We start from the raw sequence: 26129 nt of genomic DNA on the forward strand, positions 1-26129 counted from the left end.
CGGCCGCTATTTGCTGATATTCCACCCGTGAGCACCCGCCGCAGAACTATCGTCTGCGCAACGGGCGTACTCCTGACAACACCACCACACCCGCATACACGGGGCAGGGTTGCTGTAGGTGCTCCTTAGAAAGGAGGTGATCCAGCCGCACCTTCCGGTACGGCTACCTTGTTACGACTTAGTCCCAATCGCCAGTCCCACCTTCGACAGCTCCCTCCCACAAGGGGTTAGGCCACCGGCTTCGGGTGTTACCAACTTTCGTGACTTGACGGGCGGTGTGTACAAGGCCCGGGAACGTATTCACCGCAGCGTTGCTGATCTGCGATTACTAGCGACTCCGACTTCATGGGGTCGAGTTGCAGACCCCAATCCGAACTGAGACCGGCTTTTTGGGATTAGCTCCACCTCACAGTATCGCAACCCTTTGTACCGGCCATTGTAGCATGCGTGAAGCCCAAGACATAAGGGGCATGATGATTTGACGTCGTCCCCACCTTCCTCCGAGTTGACCCCGGCAGTCTCCCATGAGTCCCCGCCATTACGCGCTGGCAACATGGAACGAGGGTTGCGCTCGTTGCGGGACTTAACCCAACATCTCACGACACGAGCTGACGACAACCATGCACCACCTGTGAACCGGCCCCAAAGGGGAAGGACTGTTTCCAGCCCGGTCCGGCCCATGTCAAGCCTTGGTAAGGTTCTTCGCGTTGCATCGAATTAATCCGCATGCTCCGCCGCTTGTGCGGGCCCCCGTCAATTCCTTTGAGTTTTAGCCTTGCGGCCGTACTCCCCAGGCGGGGCACTTAATGCGTTAGCTACGGCGCGGAAAACGTGGAATGTCCCCCACACCTAGTGCCCAACGTTTACGGCATGGACTACCAGGGTATCTAATCCTGTTCGCTCCCCATGCTTTCGCTCCTCAGCGTCAGTTAATGCCCAGAGACCTGCCTTCGCCATCGGTGTTCCTCCTGATATCTGCGCATTTCACCGCTACACCAGGAATTCCAGTCTCCCCTACATCACTCTAGTCTGCCCGTACCCACCGCAGATCCGGAGTTGAGCCCCGGACTTTCACGGCAGACGCGACAAACCGCCTACGAGCTCTTTACGCCCAATAATTCCGGATAACGCTTGCGCCCTACGTATTACCGCGGCTGCTGGCACGTAGTTAGCCGGCGCTTCTTCTGCAGGTACCGTCACTTTCGCTTCTTCCCTACTGAAAGAGGTTTACAACCCGAAGGCCGTCATCCCTCACGCGGCGTCGCTGCATCAGGCTTTCGCCCATTGTGCAATATTCCCCACTGCTGCCTCCCGTAGGAGTCTGGGCCGTGTCTCAGTCCCAGTGTGGCCGGTCACCCTCTCAGGCCGGCTACCCGTCGTCGCCTTGGTGAGCCATTACCTCACCAACAAGCTGATAGGCCGCGAGTCCATCCAAAACCACAAAAAGCTTTCCACCCCCCACCATGCGATGAGGAGTCATATCCGGTATTAGACCCAGTTTCCCAGGCTTATCCCAGAGTTAAGGGCAGGTTACTCACGTGTTACTCACCCGTTCGCCACTAATCCCCCCACAAGTGAGGTTCATCGTTCGACTTGCATGTGTTAAGCACGCCGCCAGCGTTCATCCTGAGCCAGGATCAAACTCTCCGTTGAAGTAAAACAAAAACAGACACAACCAGGCACCACGGGAAAACGCGGAACCAGACTGCACAAAATTTGAAACCAGCTGTAAAAACCAGACCACACCACGGGGTGGCGGATCCAGTCAATTCAACCAATCCATAAAATAAATTGGTATCAACAAACTTGGCACACTATTGAGTTCTCAAACAACAGACACACCCGGCACCACCACAACATCCCAGCCGTGGATCGCTCCGGAGCAACTTGTCTAACTTACCCGCTCGCTTCACCCGAGTCAATTCGGCCATCCCGACTCACAGTGCTTGTGGCATTCCGTGTTGTCTGGGCTGGCCAACTCCGGGGAGCAGCGCGGAAATAAACTCTACCACCAGTTCGGCGAGGATACAAAGCCGTATCCCACAAGCATGGGAAAAGCCCGGAATCACAAGGATTCCGGGCTTTCCCAGCGACTCAACGCCGCCGGATCAGCTGACAGACTGCCGTCAGGTCAGCTGGCCAGCTTGAAGAACGCGGCGCCGAGCGGAGGCAGCGTAACGGTCAGCGTCGCCGGCTGGCCGTCCTGCCCCTCGGTGCTAGCCGTGAGTGCGCCTTGGTTCAGCACTCCCGAACCGCCGTAGCTGGAGTGGTCCGTGTTGAGGACTTCCTGCCAGGCCCCCGCCGCAGGTACGCCCAGGGTGTAGCCCTGGTGCGGGCCGCCGGAGAAGTTGATCGCGCACACCAGCGGATTGCCATCGGTATCCCACCGGATAAACGACAGGACGTTGCGGTCGGCGTCCCCACCGTTGATCCACTGGAATCCGCCCGGTTCGTTGTCCCGTTCGTAAAGTGCCGGAGTCGATGAGTAGAGCTCGTTCAGGTCCTTGGTGAGCAGCTGGACGCCGCGGTGCGCGGGGATGTCCGCCAAGTACCAGTCCAGGCCGTGCTGTTCGGACCATTCCGCTTCCTGGCCGAATTCAGTGCCCATGAAGATCAGCTGCTTGCCGGGATGAGCCCACTGGTACGCCAGGAACGCACGGAGGTTGGCCAGCTGCTGCCAGCGGTCACCGGGCATTTTCCGGAGCATGGAGCCTTTGCCGTGCACAACTTCGTCGTGACTGATGGGCAGCAGGAAGTTTTCCGTGAATGCGTATACCAGCGAGAAGGTCACCGTTCCGTGGTGCCACTTGCGGTTGATCGGATCTTCGGATGTGTACTTGAGCGAGTCGTGCATCCAGCCCATGTTCCATTTGAGGCCGAAGCCCAGGCCGCCGACGCTGGTCGGGGCGGTCACGCCGGGGAATGCGGTGGACTCCTCCGCGATCATCACAGCGCCCGGGTGGGTCTTGTAGACCGTAGCGTTCGCTTCCTGCAGGAAGGAGATGGCCTCAAGGTTCTCGCGGCCGCCGTACCTGTTGGGCTGCCACTGGCCTTCCTCGCGTGAGTAGTCGAGGTACAGCATCGATGCCACGGCATCCACCCGGAGGCCGTCGATGTGGAACTCGTCCAGCCAGTAGAGCGCATTGGATACCAGGAAGTTGCGGACTTCCGTCCGGCCGAAGTCGAAGATCAGCGTGCCCCAGTCGGGGTGCTCGCCAAGGTTAGGGTCGGCGTGCTCGTACAATGGCTCGCCGTCGAACTGGGCCAGGGCCCATGCGTCCTTGGGGAAGTGGGCCGGCACCCAGTCAAGAAGGACGCCGATTCCTTCCTGGTGCAGGGCATCCACGAGGAACCTGAATTCGTCGGGGTGGCCGAACCTGGACGTGGGAGCGAAGTAGGACGTCACCTGATAGCCCCACGAGCCGCCGAAGGGGTGCTCCGCCACCGGCATGAACTCCACGTGGGTGAAGCCGAGCCACTTGACGTACTCCACGAGTTCCTTGGCCAGCTCCCGGTACCCCAGCCCGAGCCGCCAGGATCCAAGGTGGACCTCGTACACGCTCATCGGCGAATTGTGCGGGTCCCGCTCGGCGCGGGCCGCCATCCAGTCCTCGTCTTTGAAGGCGTATGCGGACTCAACGACACGCGACGCCGTGAGCGGCGGGACCTCGGTTCCGAATGCCAGGGGGTCGGCTTTTTCCACCCAGTGGCCGGCTTTGGTCTTGATTTCAAACTTGTAGCACGCCCCTGCTAAAACGCCCGGGATGAAGAGTTCCCAGACGCCGGATGAGCCTAGGGAGCGCATCGAGTTTTCCCGGCCGTCCCAGGCGTTGAAGTCACCCTTGACCCTGACAGCCTGTGCATTCGGCGCCCACACGGCGAACGAAACGCCGTCCACGTCGCCGAGCGAAGACTTGTAGTGCTGGACGTGCGCGCCCAGGACTTCCCACAGCTTCTCGTGGCGGCCTTCACCGATCAGGTGCAGGTCCACTTCACCGACCGTGGGCAGGTAGTGGTACGGATCGTCCGTAGCCTGCGGAGGCACACCCTCGTAGGTTACTTCCAGCCGGTAGTCGGGAACGTGGCCCGGCTGGAGGGGTTCGAGCACGGCAGCCCAGACGCCGTCGGCCTCGTGCGTCATGGGTACCGACCCGGCGGCGGTCACCACGGACACGGCGGAGGCAAGGTGCTTCACGGTGCGGACGGTGACATGACCGTGGTCGTCAAGGTGCGCGCCCAGCACGGAGTGCGGGGCGTGGTATTCGCCTGACGCCACCTTTGCAAGCGTCTCCGCGTCCACCTGGAGGGGCGAACCGGGCCGGTCTGTACGTGCTGAGCCTGTCATTTTGTTACCTTCCGCTGCGGCTCCGGCTGAAGCGCCGGAACCTGTACTGCTGAGGAGACGTCGTGAGGCATTCACCGGAATGTCCAGCCATCCGGGCCTGTTCCGCAACTCATAAACAACTTCATACAACGCCTTGTCCAGCCACAATGCCACAAACAGGGGCGAGCCGCGGTCAATGGTCCCGGGCGTAATTTCGCCATACCCCGCAAGGAACGCTTCGGCGCAGTCGTCCACCCACGAACCGGGTACATGCACGCCTTCCCGCTCGCGTTCGGCGGCACCGGCGGCATAGTCGAAGGACCGCAGCATGCCGACGACGTCGCGCAGCGGCACGTCAGGGAAGTTGCGTTCCGCGATGGGCCTCAGCGGCTCACCTTCGAAGTCCAGGATGGCCCAGCGTTCCGGCTCCCCCGGGTGCCCCGGCACCTGCAGGATCTGCCCCAGGTGGAGGTCACCGTGGATCCGCTGCAGCGCCCCGGCGTTGCTCCCTTCCAGCTGCGTGAGCAGGCCGGCAAGCGCGTCGTCGTACTGCCCGACGGCGCGACCGGCTTCCGCCCACGACTGACGTACGCGCTGGGCTACTCCGGGAGCTATGTCCTTTCCCGGCGCGGATTCCGCAGCCAGGCCCAGCGCCTCTGCCAGGCGGCGGTGCACTGTCGCGGTTGCTACGCCCAGGGAATGGGCTTCGGAAGTGAAGTCAGTGCCGGAACTTGCGGCATCGACGGCCAGCCGCCAGGCGTCCCGGCCGCCGGCCAGAAACTCATGGGCGACAGCCAGTTCGCCTTCAACGGTCCGCGGATTGTCCGCGGCGGCGTCCAGCGGATCTTGCCACTCGCCCGTGACCCAGCCGAGAGTGGCGGGCACTTCGGAGGTCCCGGCCTGGGTGAGGGCAGCACCGATTTCCACTTCCGGATTCCGTCCTTCGGACAGCACACGGAAGAATTTGACGATCGCCGCGGAGCCGCCGTCGTCCACTATCACCGAACTGTTTGACTGCTCACCGGAGAGGACCTTCACGGTCCCGGTGGCGGTGGGCAGCCGGTAGTCGGAGGGCACGAGGTGGCCAACGGCCTTTCCTTCCGGCGAGGTCCCGCCGCTTCGCATCAGTTCCAGCCACGCCGAGACAAACACGGGGTCATGGACGGCGTCGTAGATCCAGCGCCGTTCATGGGCGGCGTCGCCGCCCTCGCCGACCAGCGCCGCCTCCTTGCCGGTCAGGGGTTCAACGCGATAGCTGAGCGGGACCTGTACAACATCGGTGCGGCTGCCGCCGTCGGCCGTGGAATAGGTGACAGCCGCGAGGAACACCTCAAGGCCCACCTCGCCGCTGCCGTCGTCCAGGCGCACCCCGCCGACGGGTGACAGCGTGAAGTCACCCGTCTTGACGGGGAACCAGCGCTGGCGCGGCAGCCAGCCGCGGAGCAGTTCGGCGAGAGAGGGGTGGAGTGTGGATTGGGTCATTTCAGCCTTCGATGGACAGGACCGGCATGGCCTGGGTAAACGGCGAGGCCGGGTTGGAAGCAGCGGATCGGATCCGCAGCCAGAAGAAATCGTGGCTGCCGAGCGTCAGCGTAAGACGTCCGTCGTCGCCGATGGCCGGGAACGGCTGGCCGCCGAAAACGTCCCGGAGGCCGCGGCCGGCATACTGCGGAATCCGCAGCGTGGTGGCCACGGGATGCTGCGAGAGGTTGAAGGCGCACAGGATCGATTCGGCGTCTTCACCCGCCGCGTTGTCCGGGCCCAGCTCCCGCAGGTAGGCAAGCACGACGTCGTGATCCGCCTCGACGTGCTTGAACGTGCCAAGCCCGAAAGCGGGGTGGTTCTTCCGGACGCTGAGGATCTGCCGGGTCCACCGGAGCAGCGAGCCGGAGTGCGCGGCCTCGGCCTCCACATTGGCCATGCCGTAGTTGTACACCAGCGACTGGATGACCGGCAGGTAGAGCTTGCCCGGATCCGCGTGCGAGAAGCCCGCATTGCGGTCCGGGTTCCACTGCATGGGGGTGCGGACGGCGTCGCGGTCCTCAAGCCAGATGTTGTCGCCCATGCCGATTTCATCGCCGTAATACAGGAACGGGCTCCCTGGCAGCGAAAGCAGCAGGGCATTGATGAGCTCAATCTCGGACCGGGAATTATCCAGCAGTGGTGCCAGCCTGCGGCGGATGCCAATGTTGGCTCGCATGCGGGGGTCCGGTGCGTACCAGCCGAGCATGGCCGCGCGTTCGTCGGCAGTGACCATTTCCAGAGTGAGTTCGTCGTGGTTGCGCAGGAAGGTTCCCCACTGGGCGCCTTCGGGAATGTCAGGGGTGTCCTTCATCGTCTCGATGATGGGCGCCGCTTTCTGGTCCCGCAGCGCGTAGTAGAGGCGCGGCATGATCGGGAAGTGGAAGGCCATGTGGCACTCGGGTTCTTCCTCGGTGCCGAAGTACTCCACTACCTCGACCGGCGGCTGGTTGGCCTCGGCAATGATGACCCTGCCCGGGTAGTTCTCGTCCACCATCTTCCGCAGCTTGCGCAGGAAATCGTGAGTGGCGGGCAGGTTCTCGCAGTTGGTGCCCTCTTCCTCGAACAGGTACGGGATGGCGTCTGCGCGGAAACCGTCGATCCCCTGATCCAGCCAGAACCGGACGACGTCGAAAAGAGCGTCGATGACCTTCGGGTTCTCAAAGTTCAGGTCGGGCTGGTGGCTGAAGAACCGGTGCCAGAAGAACTGCCGCCGGATGGGGTCGAAGGTCCAGTTGGATTCTTCGGTGTCCACGAAGATGATGCGGGCATCCTGGTACTTCTCGTCGGTATCGCTCCAGACGTAGAAGTCGCCGAACGGTCCGTCAGGGTCCTTGCGGGACTCCTGGAACCACGGGTGCTGGTCCGAGGTGTGGTTCAGCGGCAGGTCGATGATCACGCGCACGCCGCGGGCGTGGGCTTCGGCCACGAGCCGCTTGAAGTCGCTGATGGTGCCGAACTCGTCCAGGACAGAGTTGTAGTCCGAGATGTCGTAGCCACCGTCACGGAGCGGCGACTGGAAGAACGGCGGCAGCCAGAGGCAGTCGACGCCCAGCCACTGCAGGTAGTCCAGTTTTTCGATGAGCCCGTGGAAATCGCCCGACCCGTCGCCGTTTCCGTCTGCAAAGCCGCGGACCAGGACTTCGTAAAACACTGCTTTGCGGTACCACAGGGGATCGTGTTGCAGGCCGGGGGCGTTGAGTTCGAACGTGCCCTTGGGGGTGAAATGCTGGCTCGGGTTCTGCGGACTAAAACTCACGTATGCTACCTCCGGATGTTCAGGATGTGTGCCGGCTCCACGTGGGCGTCAAGCCGCACGTAGTTGTATTCGCCCCATTCCCAGCTCTCGCCGGTCAGCAAATCATCCACCCTGAAGCCGCCGTTATGCGTGAGGTCGGCCGGGTCGAGGTCAAGTGCGGCCAGATCCAGGGAAACGGTGCTCTCCCGGGTGCTGTGCGGGTCGACGTTCACCACGATGATCAGGGTGTCCTTGGTGCCATCCGGAAGCGTCTTGTGCTTCGAGTAGACGATCGTGGCGTCATCGGTGCTGTGGTGCAGCGTCAGGTTCTGCAGGTCCCCCAGCGCCGGGTGGGTGTGGCGGATTTCGTTGAGCCGGGTGAGGTACGGAGCCAACGTCCGGCCGGATTCCGCCGCAGCGTCCCAGTCGCGGGCCTTGTATTCGAACTTCTCGTTGTCGATGTATTCCTCGGCGCCGGGCCGGGCCACATGCTCGTAGAGTTCGTAGCCGGCGTAGACGCCCCAGAGCGGGCTGGCCGTTGCTGCCAAGGCGGCACGGATCTTGAACGCGGCCGGACCGCCGTACTGCAGGTACTCGGTCAGGATGTCCGGTGTGTTCACGAAGAAGTTCGGCCGGAAATATGCCGGGGACTTCTGGCTGACTTCGGTGAAGTACTCCTCAAGCTCCGTCTTGGTGTTCCGCCAGGTGAAGTACGTGTACGACTGCTGGAAACCGGCACGTCCCAGCGCGTGCATCATGGCCGGCCGGGTGAAGGCCTCCGCGAGGAAGACAACCTCGGGGTGCTTCTTGTTGACCTTGGCAATCAGCCATTCCCAGAACCACACCGGCTTGGTGTGCGGGTTGTCCACCCGGAAGATCTTGACGCCGTGGCTCACCCAGAGCAGCACGATCCGAAGAATCTCCTTGGACAGGCCCTCGGGATCGTTGTCGAAGTTCAACGGGAAAATGTCCTGGTACTTCTTCGGCGGGTTCTCGGCGTAGGCGATGCTGCCGTCAACGCGGGTGGTGAACCATTCCGGGTGCGACTCCACCCACGGGTGGTCCGGGGCCGCCTGCAAGGCAAGGTCCAGGGCAACCTCGAGGCCGAGTTCCCGGGCGCGGGCCACGAAGGCGTCAAAGTCCTCGAAAGTGCCGAGGTCCGGGTGGATGGCGTCGTGGCCGCCTTCCTTGGCACCGATGGCCCAGGGCGAACCGGGATCGTGCGGTCCGGCAATCAGTGTGTTGTTGGGTCCCTTGCGGTGCTGGATGCCGATCGGGTGGATGGGCGGCATGTAGATGACGTCGAAACCCATTTCCGCGACTGCGTCGAGCCGTTTCGCAGCAGTCTGGAACGTGCCTGACTGCCACTCCCCGGTGGTGTGGTTGCGGACGGCACCCTCGGACCGGGGGAAGAACTCGTACCAGGCGCCGCGGCCGGCCAGATCGCGTTCCACGAGAAGGGGGAAGCGTTCCGAGACTGTGACCAGTTCGCGGATGGGCTGGCGTTCGACGACGTCAGTCACCTCGGATCCGAATCCGGCAGCGAGCCGCTCCTCCGGGGACAGCGACGTGTTCGACAGGACCACGACGGCGGTTCGCAGGGTCCGCCTGTCGGCGGACGGACGGGCAGGGTCTTCGGCCGCCTGGGACAGCAGTGCGGCACCTTCGGCCAGCATCAGTTCGACGTCGATGCCCGCCTCGACCTTGACCTCGGCGTTGTGGTGCCAGGTCCCGTACCGGTCATGCCATGCCTCGATGGCGAACGACCAGTTGCCGGTACCGGTCGGCGTGATGATGCCTTCCCACCTGTCGGTCCCCTTGCCGCGGTCGCCGCGGGGCGGCGCCAGCCGAACGCGCTGACGCTCCTTGCCTTTGGGATCAAACAGCACCGCGCTGACTCCGAGCTGATCGTGCCCTTCGCGGAATGCCGTCGCGCCGACTACGAGCCCTTCACCGGGCAGCGCCTTCGCCGGAAACCTACCTCCGTCCACTACTGGCTGTACGGCGGTGATCGGGAACCTGCCAAACTGCAGGCCTTCCGTGATCAGGGCCTTAGGCTTTTTGCTGGATCCGGCACTGGTTCGCGTATTAGTCGTCACAAACTCGACGTTATCGAGAAATCCCCCATTTTGCTAAGGGAACTTTCGTTTTTCCCCAAGCAATCCGTCATTTACCTAAAAGAAACCTAAACCTGTTCCGGCGGCCCATCTTGTCCGTTAGTGTGACGCAGGTGAAGGCTATCCGCAGATTTACCGTCCGAACCGTTCTTCCGGAATCTATCCGGCCGCTGGCCCGGTTGGCCACCAACCTGCGGTGGTCATGGCACCGGCCCACCCGGGAACTTTTTGAAGGACTGAACCCCGCTATTTGGGATGAGAGCGCACACGACCCCGTCACTTTCCTGGGCCTCGTGAGCCGCGAGGAACTGCAGCGGCTGGCCGCGGACCAGGACGTTGTCCGCCGCGTGCACGCCGCCGCCGAAGACCTGGACCGCTACCTGGACCAGCCCCGCTGGTACCAGAGCCTGGGCGACGACGCTCCGTCCTGCATCGCGTATTTCTCACCGGAATTCGGAATCACCGAAGTCTTGCCGCAGTATTCCGGCGGCCTGGGAATTCTGGCCGGCGACCACCTTAAGGCGGCATCGGACCTCGGTGTGCCGCTCATCGGCGTCGGCCTGCTCTACCAGGCCGGCTATTTCAAGCAGTCCCTGTCCAGGGACGCCTGGCAGCAGGAAACGTACCCTGTCCTAGACCCGGACGGGCTCCCGTTGACCCTCCTGCGCGAGGAGACCCCCGACGGCAATGGCAAGCCCATCCAGATCTCGCTGCCGCTCCCCCACGGGCGCCGGCTGCTGGCACACATCTGGCGTGCCGACGTCGGGCGTGTTCCCTTGCTGCTGCTCGATTCGAATGTGCCGGGCAACGACGACGCCGCCCGCGGCATTACGGACCGTTTGTACGGCGGCGGCGGCGACCACCGCCTCCAGCAGGAGCTGCTGCTGGGAATGGGCGGCGTGAAGGCGCTGCGCGTCTACCAGCGCCTCACGGGTTGCGCAGCGCCGGAGGTGTTCCACACCAACGAGGGCCACGCCGGTTTCCTGGGTGTTGAGCGCATCCAGGAGCTGATGTCGTCGGACAGTCCGCTGAGCTGGGAGGAAGCCCTCGCGGCGGGGCGTGCCTCCACCGTCTTCACCACGCACACCCCGGTACCAGCGGGCATCGACCGTTTCGAAGTTTCCCAGATCCAGCACTTCTTCGAGGGCGGACTGGCTCCCGACGTTCCGGTGTCCCGGATCCTGGACCTGGGCCGCGAAAACTTTGCGGACGGCAACCCCTCGGTGTTCAACATGGCCGTGATGGGGTTGCGCCTGGCACAGCGCGCCAACGGCGTGGCCAAGCTCCACGGGGTGGTGTCCCGCGGGATGTTCTCGGCCCTTTGGCCGGGATTCGACCACTCGGAAGTTCCCATCACCTCCGTGACCAACGGAGTCCACGTCCCCACGTGGGTGGACAGCCGCGTGTCCAAGCTGGCCCGCGAGCAGTTCGGTGCCGAGGCGGAAGCCATGGGCCGCTGGGACCTTGCTTACAACGTCAGCGACGAGGACGTCTGGGCTCTCCGGCGCGAGATGCGTGTCTCGCTCGTGGAGGACGTCCGCAAGCGGCTGCGCGCGGCCTGGAAGAAGCGCGGGGCGGCAGACGCGGAGCTCGGCTGGACCGATTCCGTGCTGGACCCGGACGTGCTCACCATCGGTTTTGCCCGCCGCGTGCCCACGTATAAGCGGCTTACCCTGATGCTCCGGGAACCCGCCCGGCTCAAGGCCCTGCTGCTGCACGAGACACACCCCATCCAGCTGGTGATCGCGGGTAAGTCCCACCCGGCGGATGATGCCGGTAAGAAGATGATCCAGGACCTCGTCCGGTTCACCGACGATCCTGAAGTGCGCCACCGGATCGCGTTCCTGCCCAACTACGACATCGCCATGGCGCGTACGCTCTTCCCCGGTTGCGATGTATGGCTGAACAACCCGCTGCGCCCGCTCGAAGCCTGCGGTACGTCCGGAATGAAAGCGGCCATCAACGGTTCGCTGAACCTCTCGGTGCTGGACGGCTGGTGGGATGAGATGTACGACGGCGAAAACGGCTGGGCCATCCCCACGGCCAACAACAACGCGTCGCCCGAGGAACGGGACGACATTGAAGCAGCGGCGCTGTACGAGCTCCTCGAGACGCAGGTGGCACCCCGCTTCTACGGACTCACCGTGTCCGACGGCGCCGGAGCCGCAGGACCATCGGAGCCCGGACCGCAGAAAGTGCCCACCCACTGGGTATCGATGATCAAACACACCATGGCGCACCTGGGTCCGGCCGTGTCCGCTGAGCGGATGCTGCAGGACTATGTGAACATCCTCTACCGCCCCGCTGCGATCGCCGGACGGAGCGCCGTCGCGGACAACTTCGCCCAGTCGAAGTCCCTGGCGGCCTGGACGTCACAGATCCGTGCTGCGTGGCCGCAGATCCAGGTGGAGCACGTCGATTCGGTTGGCGTGTCCGAGGACCCGCAGATCGGCGACACGCTCCAGGTGAACGCCTACATCGCGCTGCACGACCTCGATCCGGACGACGTCGCCGTGGAAGTGGCGTATGGCCGGGCCGAGGAAAGCGACGAACTGGCCGACGTCACGGTGGCGGACCTGGTGCCAAAGGAGGACCTCGGCAAGGGACGCTTCCTCTTCAGCGGCTCGCTGCTGATCGATCGTTCCGGGTCCTTCGGCTACACGGTGCGTGTACTGCCCAAACATTCGGCCCTCGCCTCGCGGGCGGAACTCGGGCTTATCGTCAACGCCTGATCCGCCGTCGAACGAAACGCTCCCTCGCTGAGGGAGCGTTTCGTTTTTAACGGCGAAAAGTGACGGAGCGTTTGGGTTTAGGCGGCAGGAGGTGAGAGAGCGTCCGGCTAGAGGCAGACGGTGATCACCGACAGGCTCTTGCCCGCATAGCTCTCCGCGTCCTGCAGGATCTCGCAGATGATGCCGAAGGACCGGTCCGAACGGAAGGCGGCCGGGACCTGCCAGATGAACGTCAGAGGTTCCTTGCCGTCGTCCGTGACGGTGTCCGCGAAGTCGTGCAGCGAGTCGTTGAGCGCGTCGAGGTTCACTCCGTAGTGTTCGGGGAAATCCAGCACTTCCCCGAACGTCTGGAGCACTGCTCTTTTCGTGTCGGCAGCGGGAATCACCAGCACTCGGCGGCCGGCATCAGACGCCTGCTCGCGGAGCTCCTCGACGGTCCAGGTATCAGCGGAGTAAATCTTCATGCGTGCCTCTATTTGCCTTCCAGAATAAGCAAAAACGATTCGTAGTGATCGGGCGTGTAATACTTCTCGGCGGACCCTCCGACGACGATCCGGCGGGCGCCCCGGTCCGATTCGCCGGGGGTCCTGACCGTGAATTCCTTGTAGTAGCCGGCCGGCTTCCGGGGCAGCAGTCGCTCAAAATTGCTGAAGACAGCGCCGTCACGCGCATACGGATACGGCCCGCCGCGGGCAATCAGGGCCAGGGTCGAGCGTGCCTCCGGCGGAAGGGCGGACGCGGCGACGGCTTCCAGGCCCGAGGTGTTTTGCACGTCGGGACCGGCAGGGGCGGTACCCTCGACGGCCGGGGCGGGCGCCGCCGTCGAACCCGCCGTGATATCCGGACTGACCGGGCTCCCCGGTGTATCGGACAGGACCAGGCCCAGGGCGGCCACGAGCACCAGGACCCCGGCCAGGACCAGGAGCCTCGCGATCCCCCTCATGCATTCCCCATGTGCCGGGCCTACGTGCGGTAGATGCTGATGGTGTTGGACTGCACCACGTCACGTTCGCCGGCGGCAACCCTGACACCTTGGCGGCGGTCGTGGAGTTCCGACGTGGTCAACCGGAGTTCGAAGAGCCGCTTGCCCGTGCCGTCGTCATTGCTGACGTCCGGCAGCGTGATCTTGATGTCGTGGGCGCTGCCGTTCACCACCACGAGTCCGTCCACCTGGCCGTCGTCCGAGCCCAGCAGCAACTGGACCACCCGGTGCTGCGGATCGTTCCAGCGGTCCATGGACATGGGCTTGCCGTGTTCGTCGAACCAGTGCAGGTAGGCCTGTTTGTCCCGCGTGGGGTAGTGGTGCGGCTGCCCGGCCAGGAACTCCTTCCGGAGCCGGATGACGCGCTTGGTGCTCCGAAGCATGGCATGGGATTCGGGCGTGCTGGTCCAGTCGAGCCAGGTGATGTGGTTGTCCTGGCAGTAGGCGTTGTTGTTGCCCTGCTGGGTGCGGCCGATTTCGTCGCCGGCGGTGATCATGGGGATGCCCATGGACACCATCAGGGTGGCCATCAGGTTGCGGCTGGTCTGGGCCCGGAGCGCCAGGATCTCCTCGTCTTCGGTCGGTCCCTCGAAACCGTGGTTGTAGCTGCGGTTGTCCCCGTGGCCGTCGCGGTTCTGCTCACCGTTGGCCTCATTGTGCTTGCGGTCGTAGGACACGAGGTCGGCCAGCGTGAAGCCGTCGTGGGCGGTGACGAGGTTGACGGAGGCCATCCGGGAACGTCCGGATTCCGCGAAAAGGCTTGCCGAGCCGGAAATGGAGTCGGCCAGACGGGCAACGGAACCACCCTGGCCGCCAGCCTCGATCGCGGCCCGGTCGCTGAGCCAGAACGAGCGCAGGGCGTCACGGTAGTGGTCGTTCCAGTCCACCCAGCCGGGCGGAAAACGTCCGGTCTGCCAGCCGCCGTAGCCCACGTCCCACGGCTCGGCGATCAGCTTGACGGAGGACAGCACCGGGTCCGCGGCAACGGCCACGAGGAAGGGATGGTGCGGGTCGAAGTCATTCGCGGCGTTGCGGCACAGTGTTACCGCGAGATCGAAGCGGAAGCCGTCGATGTGGAACTCGTCCACCCAGTACCTCAGCGAATCAAGGACCAGCTGGACCACGCGGGGGTGGCCGAAGTTCAGGCTGTTGCCGCACCCGGTAGTATCCACATACCTGCCGTGGCCGTCATTGCGGTAATACTGCATCTCCCCCAGACCGCGGAAGCTGAGCGTCTGCCCGTCTCGACCTCCCTCGGCCGTGTGGTTGTACACAACGTCCAGGATCACTTCCAGGCCCGCCGCATGCAGGAGCTTGACCATGCCCTTGAATTCGTCCTGCACCGCCTGCGGTCCTGCCGCCTGGGCGGCTTGCGTGGCGTAGGCCGGATGGGGCGCAAAGAACGCCGCCGTGTTGTAGCCCCAGTAATTGGTCATGCCCAGGTTCTGGAGATGCGGCTCGTCCAGGTGGAAATGGACGGGCAACAGCTGGACCGAGGTGATGCCCAGGCCGGTGAGGTGCTCAATCATTGCCGGGTGCGCCATGCCGGCGTACGTGCCCCGGAGCTCCTCGGGGATGTCCGGATGGAGCATGCTCTGGCCGCGGACGTGGGCTTCGTAAATGATGGTGTTGCGCCACGAGACGTGCGGATTGCGGTCGCCGCCCCAGTCGAATCCGCCGGACATACGGACATTCGTGAGGAACCCGTCGCGTTGATCCACGGCCCGGCCGTAAGGGTCCAGCAGCAGCGGCTGCTGGCCATCGTCGTCGAACGCCACGGTGGGCACTGACACCGGCAGGGCATCATCCTCCGGCGAGGAGCGGAAGCCGTACCGCGATCCCACGGGGAAGCCGTCCACGATGCCGTGGTGGACGTCGTTGGTGATGTTCGGCAGGGTCTTCAGCTGCCACGTTCCGCCGGGCGCGCAGTAGGCGATTTCCAGCGTGTCCACGCCGGGGGCGTAGACCGCGACGTTGGCGCAGGCACTCTGAGGATCGTCCGTTGCCGGTGACCCCGTGCGCGGAACGCTGATACCCAGTGGAAACGGCCGGGAGGCGTCCACGGTGGAGGCTGTGTCTAGGAGTGGCATGACCATTGCTTAAATATTAGCTGTGCCACACAAATGTCCGATATTCGGCGCTATGTGTCGGGAAATGGGCTGGCCTTGTTCAGCGTTGCCATACTGAAAGGACACGCCAAGTTGGAGGTAATTGTGCGAGTTGCACTTGCTCAGGTAGTTACGGGCCGAGACATTTCCGGGAATCTGGACATCGTGGAAAAGTATGCCCGCAAAGCGAAAGAAGGCGGCGCCGAATTGGTGGTCTTCCCGGAAGCCACCATGCGCGCCTTCGGGAATTCGCTCCTCGACATCGCCGAACCGCTGGACGGTCCGTGGGCGACCCGGGTGCGCCGCATAGCCCGGGCAGCGGACATCGTGATCGTGGCGGGAATGTTCACCCCCGGTGATGGCAGGAAGGTACGCAACACCCTCCTGGTCACCGGTCCCGGAGTGGAGGCCAGCTACGACAAGATCCACCTGTTCGACGCTTTCGGCTTCGCCGAATCGGACACAGTGGATGCCGGAACGCGGGCATCCACCTTCGAGCTCGGCGGCATCAGATTCGGGCTGGCCACCTGCTACGACATCCGGTTCCCGGCGCTGTTCACAGCCAACGCCGATCTGGGCGCCGACGCCAACATCGTGTGTGCATCCTGGGGATCCGGTCCGGGGAAGGTCGATCAGTGGCGTCTGCTGGCCCGCGCCCGCGCCGTGGATACCACCACCTACGTGCTGGCGTGCGGACAGGCCGACCCAGCCACCGAAGGCATCGAAGGCATCGAAACCAAGGGATCCGCGCCCACCGGTGTGGGGCACTCCGCCGTCGTCTCGCCGCTCGGCGAGGTCCTGGAAGAGCTCGACGCCGGGACCGGACTGATGTTCGCCGACCTGGACGCCGCCGTCGTCAAGGAGGCCCGGGCGAAACTCCCGGTCCTGGCCAACCGCCACAAATTCTGAAAAAACGGAAACGCTCCCCCACCGAATGAACTGGTTCAAGGTGGGAGAGCGTTTCGTAAAAAACCGCCAAAAGTGAGAGAGCGTCGCGTGTGAGCCCCGCCTCTACTTGGCGGCGCGCTGCCTGGAAATTTCGTACAGGGAGATGCCGACGGCCATCGACGCGTTGAGCGATTCCATCGCGGAGTCGATCGGGATGGAAACGATCTGGTCGCAGTTCTCGCGGACCAGGCGGCTCAGGCCCTTGCCCTCGGAACCGACCACGATGCACACGGGTTCCTTGGCCAGGCTGAGGTCCGGGAGCGAAACGTCGCCGTCGCCGTCGAGGCCAAGCACGTAGATGCCCATGTTCTTGAAGGCCTTGAGCGTGTTGTTCAGGTTAGCGGCTCGTGCCACGGGAACCCGGACTGCCGCGCCGGCGCTGGTCTTCCAGGCCGAGGCAGTCACGCCGACGGAGCGCCGCTCCGGGACGATCACGCCGTGGCCGCTGAAGGCCGAGACGGAGCGGATGATCGCACCGAGGTTGCGCGGGTCCGTGATGCCGTCCAAGGCGACGAAGAGGGGCGCGTTGGCAACGTGGCCCTTCTTCCAGCTCTCCACGGTTTCCTCGGCCAGCTCGTACGCGTCCTGGTATTCGTAGGGCGGAATCTGCAGCACTAGACCCTGGTGGATGGCGTCGTCCGTCATTCGGTCCAGTTCCGGCTTGCCGGTTTCCATCAGCGGAATGCCGCGTTCGGCCGCGAGCTTGAGTGACTCCTTGACGCGGTCATCCATTTCAATGCGGATGGCGACATGGAGCGCCTTGGCCGGGATTCCGGCGCGGAGCGCTTCGACGACGGAGTTGCGGCCGGTGACGACTTCCTCCGTGGCACGGCCCTTCGGGCCGGAGCGGGCGCCGGCACCGCGGGCTGCGCCCGGACGCTTGGCGGCCGACCGCTCGGCGAGCTGCTTGTTCTTGTGCGCCTTGTGGTAGGGGCGGTCCTCCGCCTTGGGAGTGGGGCCCTTGCCTTCGAGGGCCTTGCGGCCGTGGCCACCCGTTCCGATGGTGGGGCCCTTCTTTGCTTTGACCGACCGGCGACCGTTGTTGGCCATGAGTTTCACCCTTGCTTTGTTGAGTAAGTCTGACCTCCAGTCTACTTACTCAGGGTAAATCGCCGGCCCAAGCTCCCGCCCCGCCTTCGGACTGCAGCAGCTCAGCCGCGCTTGAGGCTCCAGCTGGCACCATCCGGACCATCCTCGACAACGACGCCCGCCGCCGCCAGGGTATCCCGGATGGCATCCGAAGCGGCCCAGTCCTTGGTGGCCCGCGCCTGTGCCCGCGCACCCAGCTGGGCTTCGACAAGGACCCCCAGGGCTGTGTCAGCCTGCTCATCCCGGGCGGGCGCCGCGACGTCATTCAGGCCCAGGACGCGCAGCATGTCGGTGACGGAGTGCAGCGCTGTCCGGGCCGCGGAGTCATCGCCGGCAGTCAGGGCGGTGTTCCCGGCCCGCACGGTGTCATGCAGGGCAGCCAGCGCCTGCGGAACATTGAGGTCGTCATCCATGGCCGCAGCGAAGGCGTCCGGAACCTCGCCGTAGCTGGCGAAGCCGTAGCTTGCCGTGGTGCCGCCGTCAGCACCGACAAGGGTCCGTACGGCGCGGGCGATGAACCCGTCAATCCGTTCCACTGCGGCGGCCGCTTCCTGCAGCGAAGTGGGCTGGTAGTCCAGCACCGAGCGGTACTGCGCCTGGCCGAGGTAGTACCGAACAACGCGCGGTGAAGCGGACTCCAGCATTTCCGCAGGGCTGACAGTATTGCCGATGGACTTGGACATCTTTTCGCCCTGGTATGTCACCATGCCGTTGTGCATCCAGAAGTTGGCGAAGGCGTGGCCGGCCGCCTGCGACTGGGCCATTTCGTTCTCATGGTGCGGGAACCGGAGGTCCAGGCCGCCGCCATGGATGTCGAACTCGGTGCCGAGGTATTTGGTGACCATGGCCGAGCACTCCAGGTGCCAGCCCGGACGGCCGGCGCCCCAAGGCGAAACCCAACTGGCCGACGTCGGCTCCCCGTCCTTGTGTCCCTTCCATAGCGCAAAATCCCTCGGGTCCTTCTTTCCCCGGGGGTCGGCGTCGGGCGCTCCCTGCATGTCGTCGATCTTCTGACGGGTGAGCGAGCCGTAGCGGTCCCAGGAACGGACGTCGAAGTACACATCGCCGGAGTCGTCGAGGGCGGGGTAGGCATGGCCGCGGTCGATCAGGCGCTGGATCAGCGCGTGCATTTCCGGGATGTGGCCGGTGGCGCGCGGCTCGTAGGTGGGGCGGGAAACGCCGAGCGTGTCGTAGGCCTTGAGGAACGCCTGCTCGTAACGGTAGGCCAGCGCCCACCACTCCTCTTCGCGGATCTCGTCCGGGCCTTCCTCGAAGTCCCGTTCAAAGGAGAGGGCGGACTTGGCGAGGATCTTGTCGTCGATGTCGGTGACGTTGCGGACCACGGTGACGCGAAATCCGCGGTATTCCAGCCAGCGGGTGAGCTGGTCGAAGGCAATGGCCGACCTGATGTGCCCCACGTGCGGCAGGCCCTGCACCGTCGCACCGCAGTAATACAGGCTCACCTTGCCCGGTATCAGAGGGACGAAGTCGCGGACTTCGGCGGATGCTGTGTCGTAAAAGCGCAGGGTCACCGCTCCAGATTAGCCGATGGCCTTGCCACGGGCCCACCGGCTGCGGCAGTGCCCGTCAAGCGCTATTTGCAGACTTCGCCGATCTTGTTGTTCTGCTCGCTCAGCTGCGCAGTCTGTTCGGAGCTTTTGGTGCCCAGTGAGGTTTCGGCGACCTTCTTCATGATGTCCGCCATTTTCTGGATGGGCTCGGCGACCTCGGGAGCTACCTTGTCCGCCACTTCCTGGTAATGCTTGGCGATCTGGTCAGCCTGCTGCTGCTGGTTTCCGTTGGGGACAAAGGTGTCCCCGTTAAGGAACCTGCAGCTTTCCTCAACGCTCATCTTCGGAGTGCCGCAGCCGCTCAGCAGCATCCCGGCAACGAGTACGACGGCGGCAAGCGGCTTCTTCACGAGGGGTCTCCTGGAATGTTCGGCAGAGGAATGGCTTCCTTAAGCCTAGGCGAAACGCGGGACCCGGTTCAGCCCGCCCGGTACACCAGTGCGGTGGCCAGGGCGGAAATGCCCTCCCCGCGGCCGGTGAAGCCAAGGCCGTCGCTGGTGGTGGCGCTGACGCTGACGGCGGCACCCGCCGCTGCGCTCAGGACCGCCTGGGACTCCTCCCGGCGCGGGCCGAATTTGGGTCTGTTGCCGACGAACTGCACCGCAATGTTGCCGATCTCGAACCCTTCCGCCCGGACAATACGGGCCGCCTCGGCAAGGAGGGTGACGCCGGAGGCACCCGCGAACTCCGGACGGTCCGTGCCGAAATGCGTGCCCAGGTCCCCGATCCCCGCGGCCGAAAACAGTGCATCTGCCGCGGCGTGGGCCACGGGATCCCCGTCGGAGTGTCCGGCCAGGCCCTGCTCGCCTTCCCACAGGAGCCCGCCCAGCCAGAGCGCCCGCGGGTTGTCCGGCGAGGCAAAAGCATGAACGTCGATGCCGATGCCGGTCCTCGGAATGAGGGGAGGTGCCATGTTCAGCCCTCCACCCATCGTGCGCCCAGCGGGCCTTCCAGCAGGCCTTCGGCAATGATGAGGTCCAAGGGAGTGGTGATCTTCAGCGACTGGCTGGCGCCGCGGACAGCATGGACGGGGACACCCAGGCGTTCCACCAGCATGGCGTCATCCGTTATGGCGGCGGCCTGGGCTTCGTCGAAACCGGCTGCCTCCCGGTGCGCCTTCATCAACGTGCCAAGGTCGAATCCCTGCGGGGTCTGCACTGCGCGCAGTTTCTCCCGCGGCGCCGTGCCCACCACCACCTCCGGCGCAATGCGGGCGTCCTCATCACTCGTTGCTTCGACGGTCTTGACGGTATCCACTACGGGGATCACGGGAATGACTGCCAACGCGCCGGCCGCCAGGGAGTCGACCACGCGGTGGAAGACGGACTCCGGCGTCAGGGCACGAGCGGCGTCGTGGACCAGCACCGCCTGGGTCCCCTCTTCCAGTGCCGCCAAGGCCGAACGGACCGATTCAGTGCGCGTCGCACCGCCGTCCACGATCGTCAGCAACGGGCCGCCGTCGGCAAGTTCGCCCTTGAAGTCATCGCACATCTTCCGGAGGGCGCCGTCGCCCGGCGGCAGCGCAATGCACACCTGCTGCGCGACGCCAGAGGTAACTATCCCGCGCAGGGCATGCATCAGGATGGGCTCCCCGCCGAGGGGGACCCTCGCCTTGGGCATGCCGTAACCCAGCCGCTGGCCCGATCCGGCCGCGACCAGCACAACTGCTACGACGGGGCGGGGACCGTGGTCCCCGGATTCCGGCCCGGATCCGGCGGAAGGTTCTCGTGCACTCATGGGCACAACACTACGTGGCCAAACCCTCCCCGGGCGGGGCAAAATTCCGGGATTCGCCCAAAAAAGGGCAAAAAGAAACCCCGGCGGCTGGTGAGCCACCGGGGTTCAATTCTTAGGAAGCCAAGACTTCGTCGAGAACGCTTGCAGCCTTCTCTTCATCCGTCTTTTCAGCCAGCGCCAGTTCTGAAATCAGAATCTGGCGGGCCTTGGCCAGCATACGCTTCTCACCTGCGGAAAGGCCGCGGTCGTGATCACGGCGCCACAGGTCGCGAACGACCTCTGCCACCTTGATGACGTCCCCGGAAGCAAGCTTCTCCAGATTTGCCTTGTAACGACGCGACCAGTTGGTAGGCTCTTCAGTGAACTCGGCCCGCAGCACGTCAAAGACATGCTCCAAACCTTCTTTGCCCACTACATCGCGAACCCCAACAAGGTCAACGTTCTCTGCTGGAACTTCAATGGTCAGATCACCCTGGGCCACCTTGAGCTTGAGATACATTTTCTCTTCGCCCTTGATGGTGCGCATCTTGATTTCTTCAATTTTTGCTGCACCGTGGTGAGGGTAAACTACTGTCTCGCCGACCTCAAAAACCATGTGGACTTTCCCCTTTCCCGCAGACCAGTTTATCACGATTCAGGCATACAACTGGCACGGATCGGGGCCTCGAACCCAGTAAATACAAGGAAAATGGGGCCAATCAACCCCCTCCAACCCCTTGACGGATGCAGATATTAGTGCATCGGGAGGGGTGTGCCAAGGGCAGCGGGAGGCAGCCGACGGCCAGGGTTGCGGCGCAGTCGACGGGGTACGGAGCGGTCAGGCGGGACGGGTTTCCGGTCGCTAATGTGTACGGCCCGAATCCTTGTTTGAGACCGTTTGAGGATAGGCTATGGCTGAATAATGTTTCAAGACTCTCAAGGAGTGCGTGACGTGCGTTTCACTGCGATGAACCGGGGCCAGCGCGGCAAGCTGGCAATGGCAACGGCAGCACTTGCCATCGGCCTGCTGACCGTGACCGGCTGCGGCTACATCAACCCGCAGCAAACTTCTGAGCAGTACTCGGCGTCGGACGGCACCAGGGAAGATCTCGGCCCCCTCCAGCTCCGTAACTTCATGATCGTTTCCTCCGGCGAGGACAAGCCGGGACGCGTGGTCGGTGCCGTTTACAACTCCTCGTCCAGCGACGTAAAGCTGACTATCAACGGTGCACGCGGTTCACAGACGCAGGTGTCTGTGAAGCAGAACTCCTACACCCTGCTCAACGAATCCACGGATCCGGCGATCCTCAGCACCACGGGAGCCATCCCGGGTTCCCTGTCCGAGGTCACGATCTCCGAGGACGGCACCAACCAGACCGCCAAGGTCAAGGTGCCCGTCCTGGACGCCACGCTGCCCGAGTACAAGGAGTACCTGCCGGAAGGCAGCGAGCCCACCCCCTCGGAAACCGCTACGCCGACTCCCACGAGCAGCGAAAGCCACTAGCCCGCAACACCGGAAAGGAGGGCTCCCGCCGCGCGGGAGCCCTCCTTTTTGTTGTCCGGTTTTGCCGTGCCGGTTTCGCCGACCGGCACACCCTGGGCCGATGCGCCTAGGGCTCGAACTTGTAGCCGAGGCCGCGGACCGTCACGAGGTACCTCGGGGCTGACGGATCCGGCTCGATCTTGCTGCGCAGCCTTTTGACGTGGACGTCCAGGGTCTTGGTGTCGCCGACATAGTCGGATCCCCAGACCCTGTCGATCAGCTGGCCGCGGGTCAGCACGCGGCCTGAATTGCGCAGCAGCATCTCCAGCAGTTCGAATTCCTTCAGCGGCAGCGATACCTGTTCGCCGTCCACGCTCACCACGTGGCGTTCGACGTCCATCCTGACGGGGCCCGCCTGGACCGTATTGGTGATGAGCTCTTCCGGCTCGCCCTGCCGGCGGAGGACCGCCCTGACGCGGGCAACGAGTTCCCGGGATGAATACGGTTTCGTGACGTAGTCGTCAGCCCCGAGTTCCAGCCCCACAACCTTGTCGATTTCAGCGTCTTTGGCGGTCAGCATGATGACAGGGACCGAGGAGCGCTGGCGCAGCTGCCGGCACACTTCCGTGCCGGACTGGCCGGGCAGCTGGAGGTCCAGGAGCACCAGGTCAGCGCCGTTGCGGTCGAACTCCGTGATGGCGTCCAGGCCGTTGTCCACGACCTCCACCTCGAATCCTTCCTTGCCCAAAAGGTAGGACAGCGGGTCGCTGAACGACTCCTCGTCCTCGACTATGAGAATCCTGCTCAAGCGCTGGCTCCTTGCTCATGGACGCCGGTGGCGTCGTCACTGTGGGGTGAGGTGCTGCGGGCGGCCGGTGCCGGCGCCGCGGAGGCGTCGCCGTCGTCCTGCCCCTCCATCTCTGGAAGCCTGATGGTGAAAGTGGACCCCTGGCCGGGCTGCGACCACAGTGTCACTTCGCCGCCGTGGTTGGAAATAACGTGCTTCACGATGCTCAGGCCCAGGCCGGTACCGCCGGTCTGCCGCGACCTCGCGGCGTCCACGCGGTAGAAGCGCTCAAAGACCCGCTCCTGGTCCTCCGGGCTCAGGCCGTCACCCTGGTCGGTGACGGAAATGGAGATCAGGCCTTCCTTGGCGCGCACGCCGATCCCCACCCGTGTGTTCTCCGGCGAATAGCGGATGGCGTTGTCGATCAGGTTTCGCAGCGCCGTGACGAGCAGGTCCTGGTCTCCATAAACCATGGCGTCCACATGGCCGCCGACCACGATGGAAATATTCTTGGTCTCGGCCGGCAGCTGCGAACGGTCCACGGCCTCGGTGATGACGGAATTGATGTCCACGGGGTGCCCCTGCTGTGCCACATTGGCGCCCTGCAGCCGGGAAAGCTCAATGATGTCCTGCACCAGCGCAGCAAGCCGTGTCGATTCCTTCTGCATGCGCTTGGCAAAGCGGCGGACGGCTTCTTCGTCGTCTGCTGATGACTCAAGGGCCTCTGCCAGCAGTGAAATGGCGCCGACCGGAGTTTTGAGCTCGTGGGAGACGTTGGCCACGAAGTCGTTGCGGATCTCCTCGGTGCGGGTGATCTCGGTCCGGTCGTCCGCCAGCAGCAGGATGTATTCCTCACCGAGCATGGCCGCCCGGAGCTGGACGATGATGGTCCCCTGCCCCAACGGACCGCGAGGCAGTTCGAACTGCTTCTCGAGGATCACACCGTCTCGCCGCACCCTCGCCGTCATATCGAGGAGCTGCTTGTGGACCACCGTGTGTCCGCGGACGAGGCCAAAGGCGTATGCCGCCGGACTTGCCCGCACCACACCGTCGATCGCGTCCACCACCACAAAGGCACGGCCGACGACGGCGAGCACCTCCGCGGCGCCGGGCGGCAGCGCCGGTTCGTCGAATTCAACATCCACCAGTTTGCGCTGCTGTTCGCTGACCCGGAAGGCGAGCACGCCAAAGATGCCGAATGACAGACCGATGAGGCCTGCGATGACACCGATGAGCATAGGATCCACGGCTCCAGCTTATGCTCTGCCCCGGGCGCCGGAAGCGAATCTGATGGGTTTCGCCTCCGGGTTCAGCTAACGTTCACCTATAGGTGCGTAACAGTTCACCGGACGCTGGCAGAGTTATTAGTTGGACTGCAGAGCGGTGACACGAAATCCGGCTGCCACTGCGGTGGGGGCACGGATTTCCAAGGAAAGGACGCGTAGTGCGCAAGGTTTTTCAGGAGGAGCTCACACAGGTGGGCGAGCAGCTCGTTGAGATTTCAAAGCTGGTCAGTGAGGCCATCGCCAAGGCCACGACTGCCTTCGAGGGGGCTGACGTCGACCTCGCCCAGGATGTCATCGCCGCTGATGCCAGGATCGACTTCCTGCAGAACAGCCTGGACGAGCGGGCCATCGACATCCTGGCTCTCCAGGGACCCGTTGCCAGCGACCTTCGGATGATCGTGGGTTCCCTGCGGATGAGTGCCTCGCTGGAGCGCATGGGAGACCTCGCCCGGCACATCGCCCAGCTCGCGCGGCTCCGTTACCCGGCCAACGTGATTCCGCCGCAGCTCGCCGATACCTTCAAGAGCTTCGCCGAGCAGGACCAGCTGATCGCGGACAAGCTCACACAACTCCTGGAAACACGCGACCTCGAAGTTGCCCGCGACATCCTCAAGGCGAACGCTACCGTCAACGACCTCCACCTGAGCGTCTTCAAGGCCATCGCCCGCAGCGACTGGAACGAGTCGCCGGCCACCACGGTGGACGTTGCCCTTGCCAGCCGCTACTTTGAACGCTTCGCGGACCACGGCGTTTCCGTCGCCCAGAAAGTCACCTACCTGGTCACGGGCGCGTGGCACCCGCACAGCACCGAAATCAGCTGACCGGCTCCGAGTTTTTGTCCAGATAACGGCCTTTGGCGGGCGCTTTGGTGCCATTATCTGGACAAAAACTCCGGTACGGGGAAATAACGACGGCGGGCCGGTCACCTGAGGTGACCGGCCCGCCGTCGTTCGCTTACTTCTTACCCTGGTTCGCGACTGCCTTGATGGACTCGGCAGCGGCCTCGGGGTCGAGGTAGGTGCCGCCGGGGTTCAGCGGCTTGAAGTCCTCGTCGAGGTCGTAGACCAGCGGGATTCCGGTGGGGATGTTCAGTCCGGCGATAGCTTCGTCACTGATGCCGTCGAGGTGCTTGACGAGGGCGCGCAGGGAGTTGCCGTGCGCGGTGACCAGGACGGTCTTCCCGGCCTTGAGGTCTTCCTTGATGTCCGATTCCCAGTAGGGCATCAGGCGGATGAGGACGTCCTTCAGGCATTCGGTGCGCGGGAGGGCTTCGCCGAGGTCTGCGTAGCGGGGGTCGTGCGCCTGGGAGAACTCGCTGTCGTCGTCCAGGGGCGGCGGCGGGGTGTCGTAGGAACGGCGCCACTCCATGAACTGCTCTTCACCGTATTCGGCCAGCGTCTGGGCCTTGTCCTTGCCCTGCAGGGCGCCGTAGTGGCGTTCGTTCAGGCGCCAGTCGCGCTTGACCGGAATCCAGCCGCGGTCGGCCTTGTCCAGGGCGATGTTTGCCGTGTTGATGGCCCGCTTCAGGAGGGAGGTGTAGAGGACGTCCGGGAGAACATTGTTCTCGACCAGGAGCTCACCGCCGCGAGCCGCTTCCTCGCGGCCCTGGTCGTTGAGGTCAACATCCACCCAGCCGGTGAACAGGTTCTTGGCGTTCCATTCGCTGTGGCCGTGGCGCAGCAGAATCAGCTTGTAAGTCATGGTTTTCATCCTAGCCGAGCAGACTG

General features: G+C 64.0%; 19 protein-coding genes and 1 rRNA gene. 4 read left to right on the forward strand and 16 right to left on the reverse strand.

The features are described 5' to 3' along the window. Window positions 1-129 precede the first annotated feature (129 nt). The 4 genes from JOE31_RS19115 to JOE31_RS19130 all read right to left on the reverse strand — a co-directional run bounded on the left by JOE31_RS19115 (window position 130) and on the right by JOE31_RS19130 (window position 9682). Window positions 130-1653 (reverse strand): 16S ribosomal RNA (locus tag JOE31_RS19115). Between the two features lie 478 nt (window positions 1654-2131). After that, window positions 2132-5806, reverse strand: coding sequence for a 1,4-alpha-glucan branching enzyme (locus tag JOE31_RS19120; RefSeq protein WP_209747279.1), 3675 nt, complete (start codon window positions 5804-5806; stop codon window positions 2132-2134). 1 nt (window position 5807) lies between these two features. Next, on the reverse strand, window positions 5808-7604 hold the full coding sequence (gene treS, locus JOE31_RS19125) for a maltose alpha-D-glucosyltransferase (protein WP_209747281.1): 1797 nt from the start codon (window positions 7602-7604) through the stop codon (window positions 5808-5810). Window positions 7605-7609: 5 nt separating this feature from the next. After that, window positions 7610-9682 carry an alpha-1,4-glucan--maltose-1-phosphate maltosyltransferase gene (locus JOE31_RS19130; protein WP_307864452.1) on the reverse strand — a complete coding sequence of 691 codons (2073 nt, stop codon included), beginning with the start codon at window positions 9680-9682 and terminating at the stop codon, window positions 7610-7612. 131 nt (window positions 9683-9813) lie between these two features. Between JOE31_RS19130 and glgP the strand changes: the two genes are divergently transcribed. Next, window positions 9814-12432, forward strand: coding sequence for an alpha-glucan family phosphorylase (gene glgP / locus JOE31_RS19135; protein ID WP_209747283.1), 2619 nt, complete (start codon window positions 9814-9816; stop codon window positions 12430-12432). Window positions 12433-12539: 107 nt separating this feature from the next. On the opposite strand, the gene JOE31_RS19140 is transcribed toward glgP, so the two are convergent. The 3 genes from JOE31_RS19140 to glgX are packed head-to-tail and all read right to left on the reverse strand — an operon-like array spanning window position 12540 to window position 15510. Beyond that, complete coding sequence (locus tag JOE31_RS19140) at window positions 12540-12896, reverse strand: barstar family protein (protein ID WP_209747285.1); 357 nt, start codon at window positions 12894-12896, stop codon at window positions 12540-12542. Window positions 12897-12904: 8 nt separating this feature from the next. Then, on the reverse strand, window positions 12905-13375 hold the full coding sequence (locus JOE31_RS19145) for a ribonuclease domain-containing protein (RefSeq protein ID WP_209747287.1): 471 nt from the start codon (window positions 13373-13375) through the stop codon (window positions 12905-12907). A 20-nt stretch (window positions 13376-13395) separates the two neighbouring features. After that, a complete protein-coding gene (gene glgX / locus JOE31_RS19150) occupies window positions 13396-15510 on the reverse strand; it encodes a glycogen debranching protein GlgX (protein WP_209747289.1) in 2115 nt (704 codons plus the stop codon). Window positions 15511-15627: 117 nt separating this feature from the next. Here glgX and JOE31_RS19155 point away from each other — a divergent pair, with 117 nt between their 5' ends. Beyond that, a complete protein-coding gene (locus JOE31_RS19155; RefSeq protein WP_209747291.1) occupies window positions 15628-16431 on the forward strand; it encodes a carbon-nitrogen hydrolase family protein in 804 nt (267 codons plus the stop codon). 102 nt (window positions 16432-16533) lie between these two features. Here the strand turns inward: JOE31_RS19155 and rlmB are convergent, their stop codons facing one another. The 6 genes from rlmB to JOE31_RS19185 form a co-directional block, all read right to left on the reverse strand. Beyond that, a complete protein-coding gene (gene rlmB / locus JOE31_RS19160; protein WP_209747292.1) occupies window positions 16534-17520 on the reverse strand; it encodes a 23S rRNA (guanosine(2251)-2'-O)-methyltransferase RlmB in 987 nt (328 codons plus the stop codon). A gap of 101 nt (window positions 17521-17621) precedes the next feature. Beyond that, complete coding sequence (cysS, locus tag JOE31_RS19165; RefSeq protein WP_209747294.1) at window positions 17622-19091, reverse strand: cysteine--tRNA ligase; 1470 nt, start codon at window positions 19089-19091, stop codon at window positions 17622-17624. 62 nt (window positions 19092-19153) lie between these two features. Beyond that, window positions 19154-19480 (reverse strand): hypothetical protein, encoded by a 327-nt coding sequence (locus JOE31_RS19170; RefSeq protein ID WP_209747295.1) that lies wholly within the window; start codon window positions 19478-19480, stop codon window positions 19154-19156. Between the two features lie 68 nt (window positions 19481-19548). After that, a complete protein-coding gene (gene ispF / locus JOE31_RS19175) occupies window positions 19549-20043 on the reverse strand; it encodes a 2-C-methyl-D-erythritol 2,4-cyclodiphosphate synthase (protein ID WP_209747297.1) in 495 nt (164 codons plus the stop codon). Between the two features lie 2 nt (window positions 20044-20045). Continuing rightward, a complete protein-coding gene (gene ispD, locus JOE31_RS19180) occupies window positions 20046-20867 on the reverse strand; it encodes a 2-C-methyl-D-erythritol 4-phosphate cytidylyltransferase (protein ID WP_245199271.1) in 822 nt (273 codons plus the stop codon). A 112-nt stretch (window positions 20868-20979) separates the two neighbouring features. Beyond that, window positions 20980-21462: a CarD family transcriptional regulator gene (locus JOE31_RS19185; RefSeq protein WP_011690592.1), complete on the reverse strand. Its 483-nt coding sequence runs from the start codon at window positions 21460-21462 to the stop codon at window positions 20980-20982. 351 nt (window positions 21463-21813) lie between these two features. Between JOE31_RS19185 and JOE31_RS19190 the strand changes: the two genes are divergently transcribed. After that, a complete protein-coding gene (locus JOE31_RS19190; protein WP_209748636.1) occupies window positions 21814-22350 on the forward strand; it encodes a hypothetical protein in 537 nt (178 codons plus the stop codon). Between the two features lie 106 nt (window positions 22351-22456). On the opposite strand, the gene JOE31_RS19195 is transcribed toward JOE31_RS19190, so the two are convergent. Beyond that, window positions 22457-23137 carry a response regulator transcription factor gene (locus tag JOE31_RS19195; RefSeq protein ID WP_011690590.1) on the reverse strand — a complete coding sequence of 227 codons (681 nt, stop codon included), beginning with the start codon at window positions 23135-23137 and terminating at the stop codon, window positions 22457-22459. Further along, window positions 23134-24354, reverse strand: coding sequence for a cell wall metabolism sensor histidine kinase WalK (locus JOE31_RS19200; protein ID WP_209748638.1), 1221 nt, complete (start codon window positions 24352-24354; stop codon window positions 23134-23136). Before JOE31_RS19200 ends, JOE31_RS19195 begins: the two co-directional genes overlap by 4 nt. A 206-nt stretch (window positions 24355-24560) precedes the next feature. Between JOE31_RS19200 and phoU the strand changes: the two genes are divergently transcribed. Further along, window positions 24561-25223, forward strand: coding sequence for a phosphate signaling complex protein PhoU (gene phoU, locus JOE31_RS19205; RefSeq protein WP_209747299.1), 663 nt, complete (start codon window positions 24561-24563; stop codon window positions 25221-25223). A gap of 133 nt (window positions 25224-25356) precedes the next feature. Here phoU and JOE31_RS19210 read toward each other — a convergent pair whose 3' ends face one another. Beyond that, entirely contained in the window at window positions 25357-26103 is a 747-nt protein-coding gene (locus tag JOE31_RS19210) for a phosphoglyceromutase (protein WP_209747301.1), read from the reverse strand. Window positions 26104-26129 lie beyond the last annotated feature (26 nt).

The sequence above is a fragment of the Arthrobacter sp. PvP023 genome, from assembly GCF_017832975.1.
Taxonomy (GTDB): domain Bacteria; phylum Actinomycetota; class Actinomycetes; order Actinomycetales; family Micrococcaceae; genus Arthrobacter.

Bases quoted from the DNA above. Each gene is read 5' to 3' on its own strand.
- JOE31_RS19120 (WP_209747279.1), bottom strand. From the start codon at position 5,806: ATGACCCAATCCACACTCCACCCCTCTCTCGCCGAACTGCTCCGCGGC.
- JOE31_RS19140 (WP_209747285.1), bottom strand. From the start codon at position 12,896: ATGAAGATTTACTCCGCTGATACCTGGACCGTCGAGGAGCTCCGCGAG.
- JOE31_RS19145 (WP_209747287.1), bottom strand. From the start codon at position 13,375: ATGAGGGGGATCGCGAGGCTCCTGGTCCTGGCCGGGGTCCTGGTGCTC.
- glgX (WP_209747289.1), bottom strand. From the start codon at position 15,510: ATGGTCATGCCACTCCTAGACACAGCCTCCACCGTGGACGCCTCCCGG.
- rlmB (WP_209747292.1), bottom strand. From the start codon at position 17,520: ATGGCCAACAACGGTCGCCGGTCGGTCAAAGCAAAGAAGGGCCCCACC.
- ispF (WP_209747297.1), bottom strand. From the start codon at position 20,043: ATGGCACCTCCCCTCATTCCGAGGACCGGCATCGGCATCGACGTTCAT.
- ispD (WP_245199271.1), bottom strand. From the start codon at position 20,867: ATGAGTGCACGAGAACCTTCCGCCGGATCCGGGCCGGAATCCGGGGAC.
- JOE31_RS19185 (WP_011690592.1), bottom strand. From the start codon at position 21,462: ATGGTTTTTGAGGTCGGCGAGACAGTAGTTTACCCTCACCACGGTGCA.
- JOE31_RS19190 (WP_209748636.1), top strand. From the start codon at position 21,814: ATGAACCGGGGCCAGCGCGGCAAGCTGGCAATGGCAACGGCAGCACTT.
- JOE31_RS19200 (WP_209748638.1), bottom strand. From the start codon at position 24,354: ATGCTCATCGGTGTCATCGCAGGCCTCATCGGTCTGTCATTCGGCATC.
- JOE31_RS19210 (WP_209747301.1), bottom strand. From the start codon at position 26,103: ATGACTTACAAGCTGATTCTGCTGCGCCACGGCCACAGCGAATGGAAC.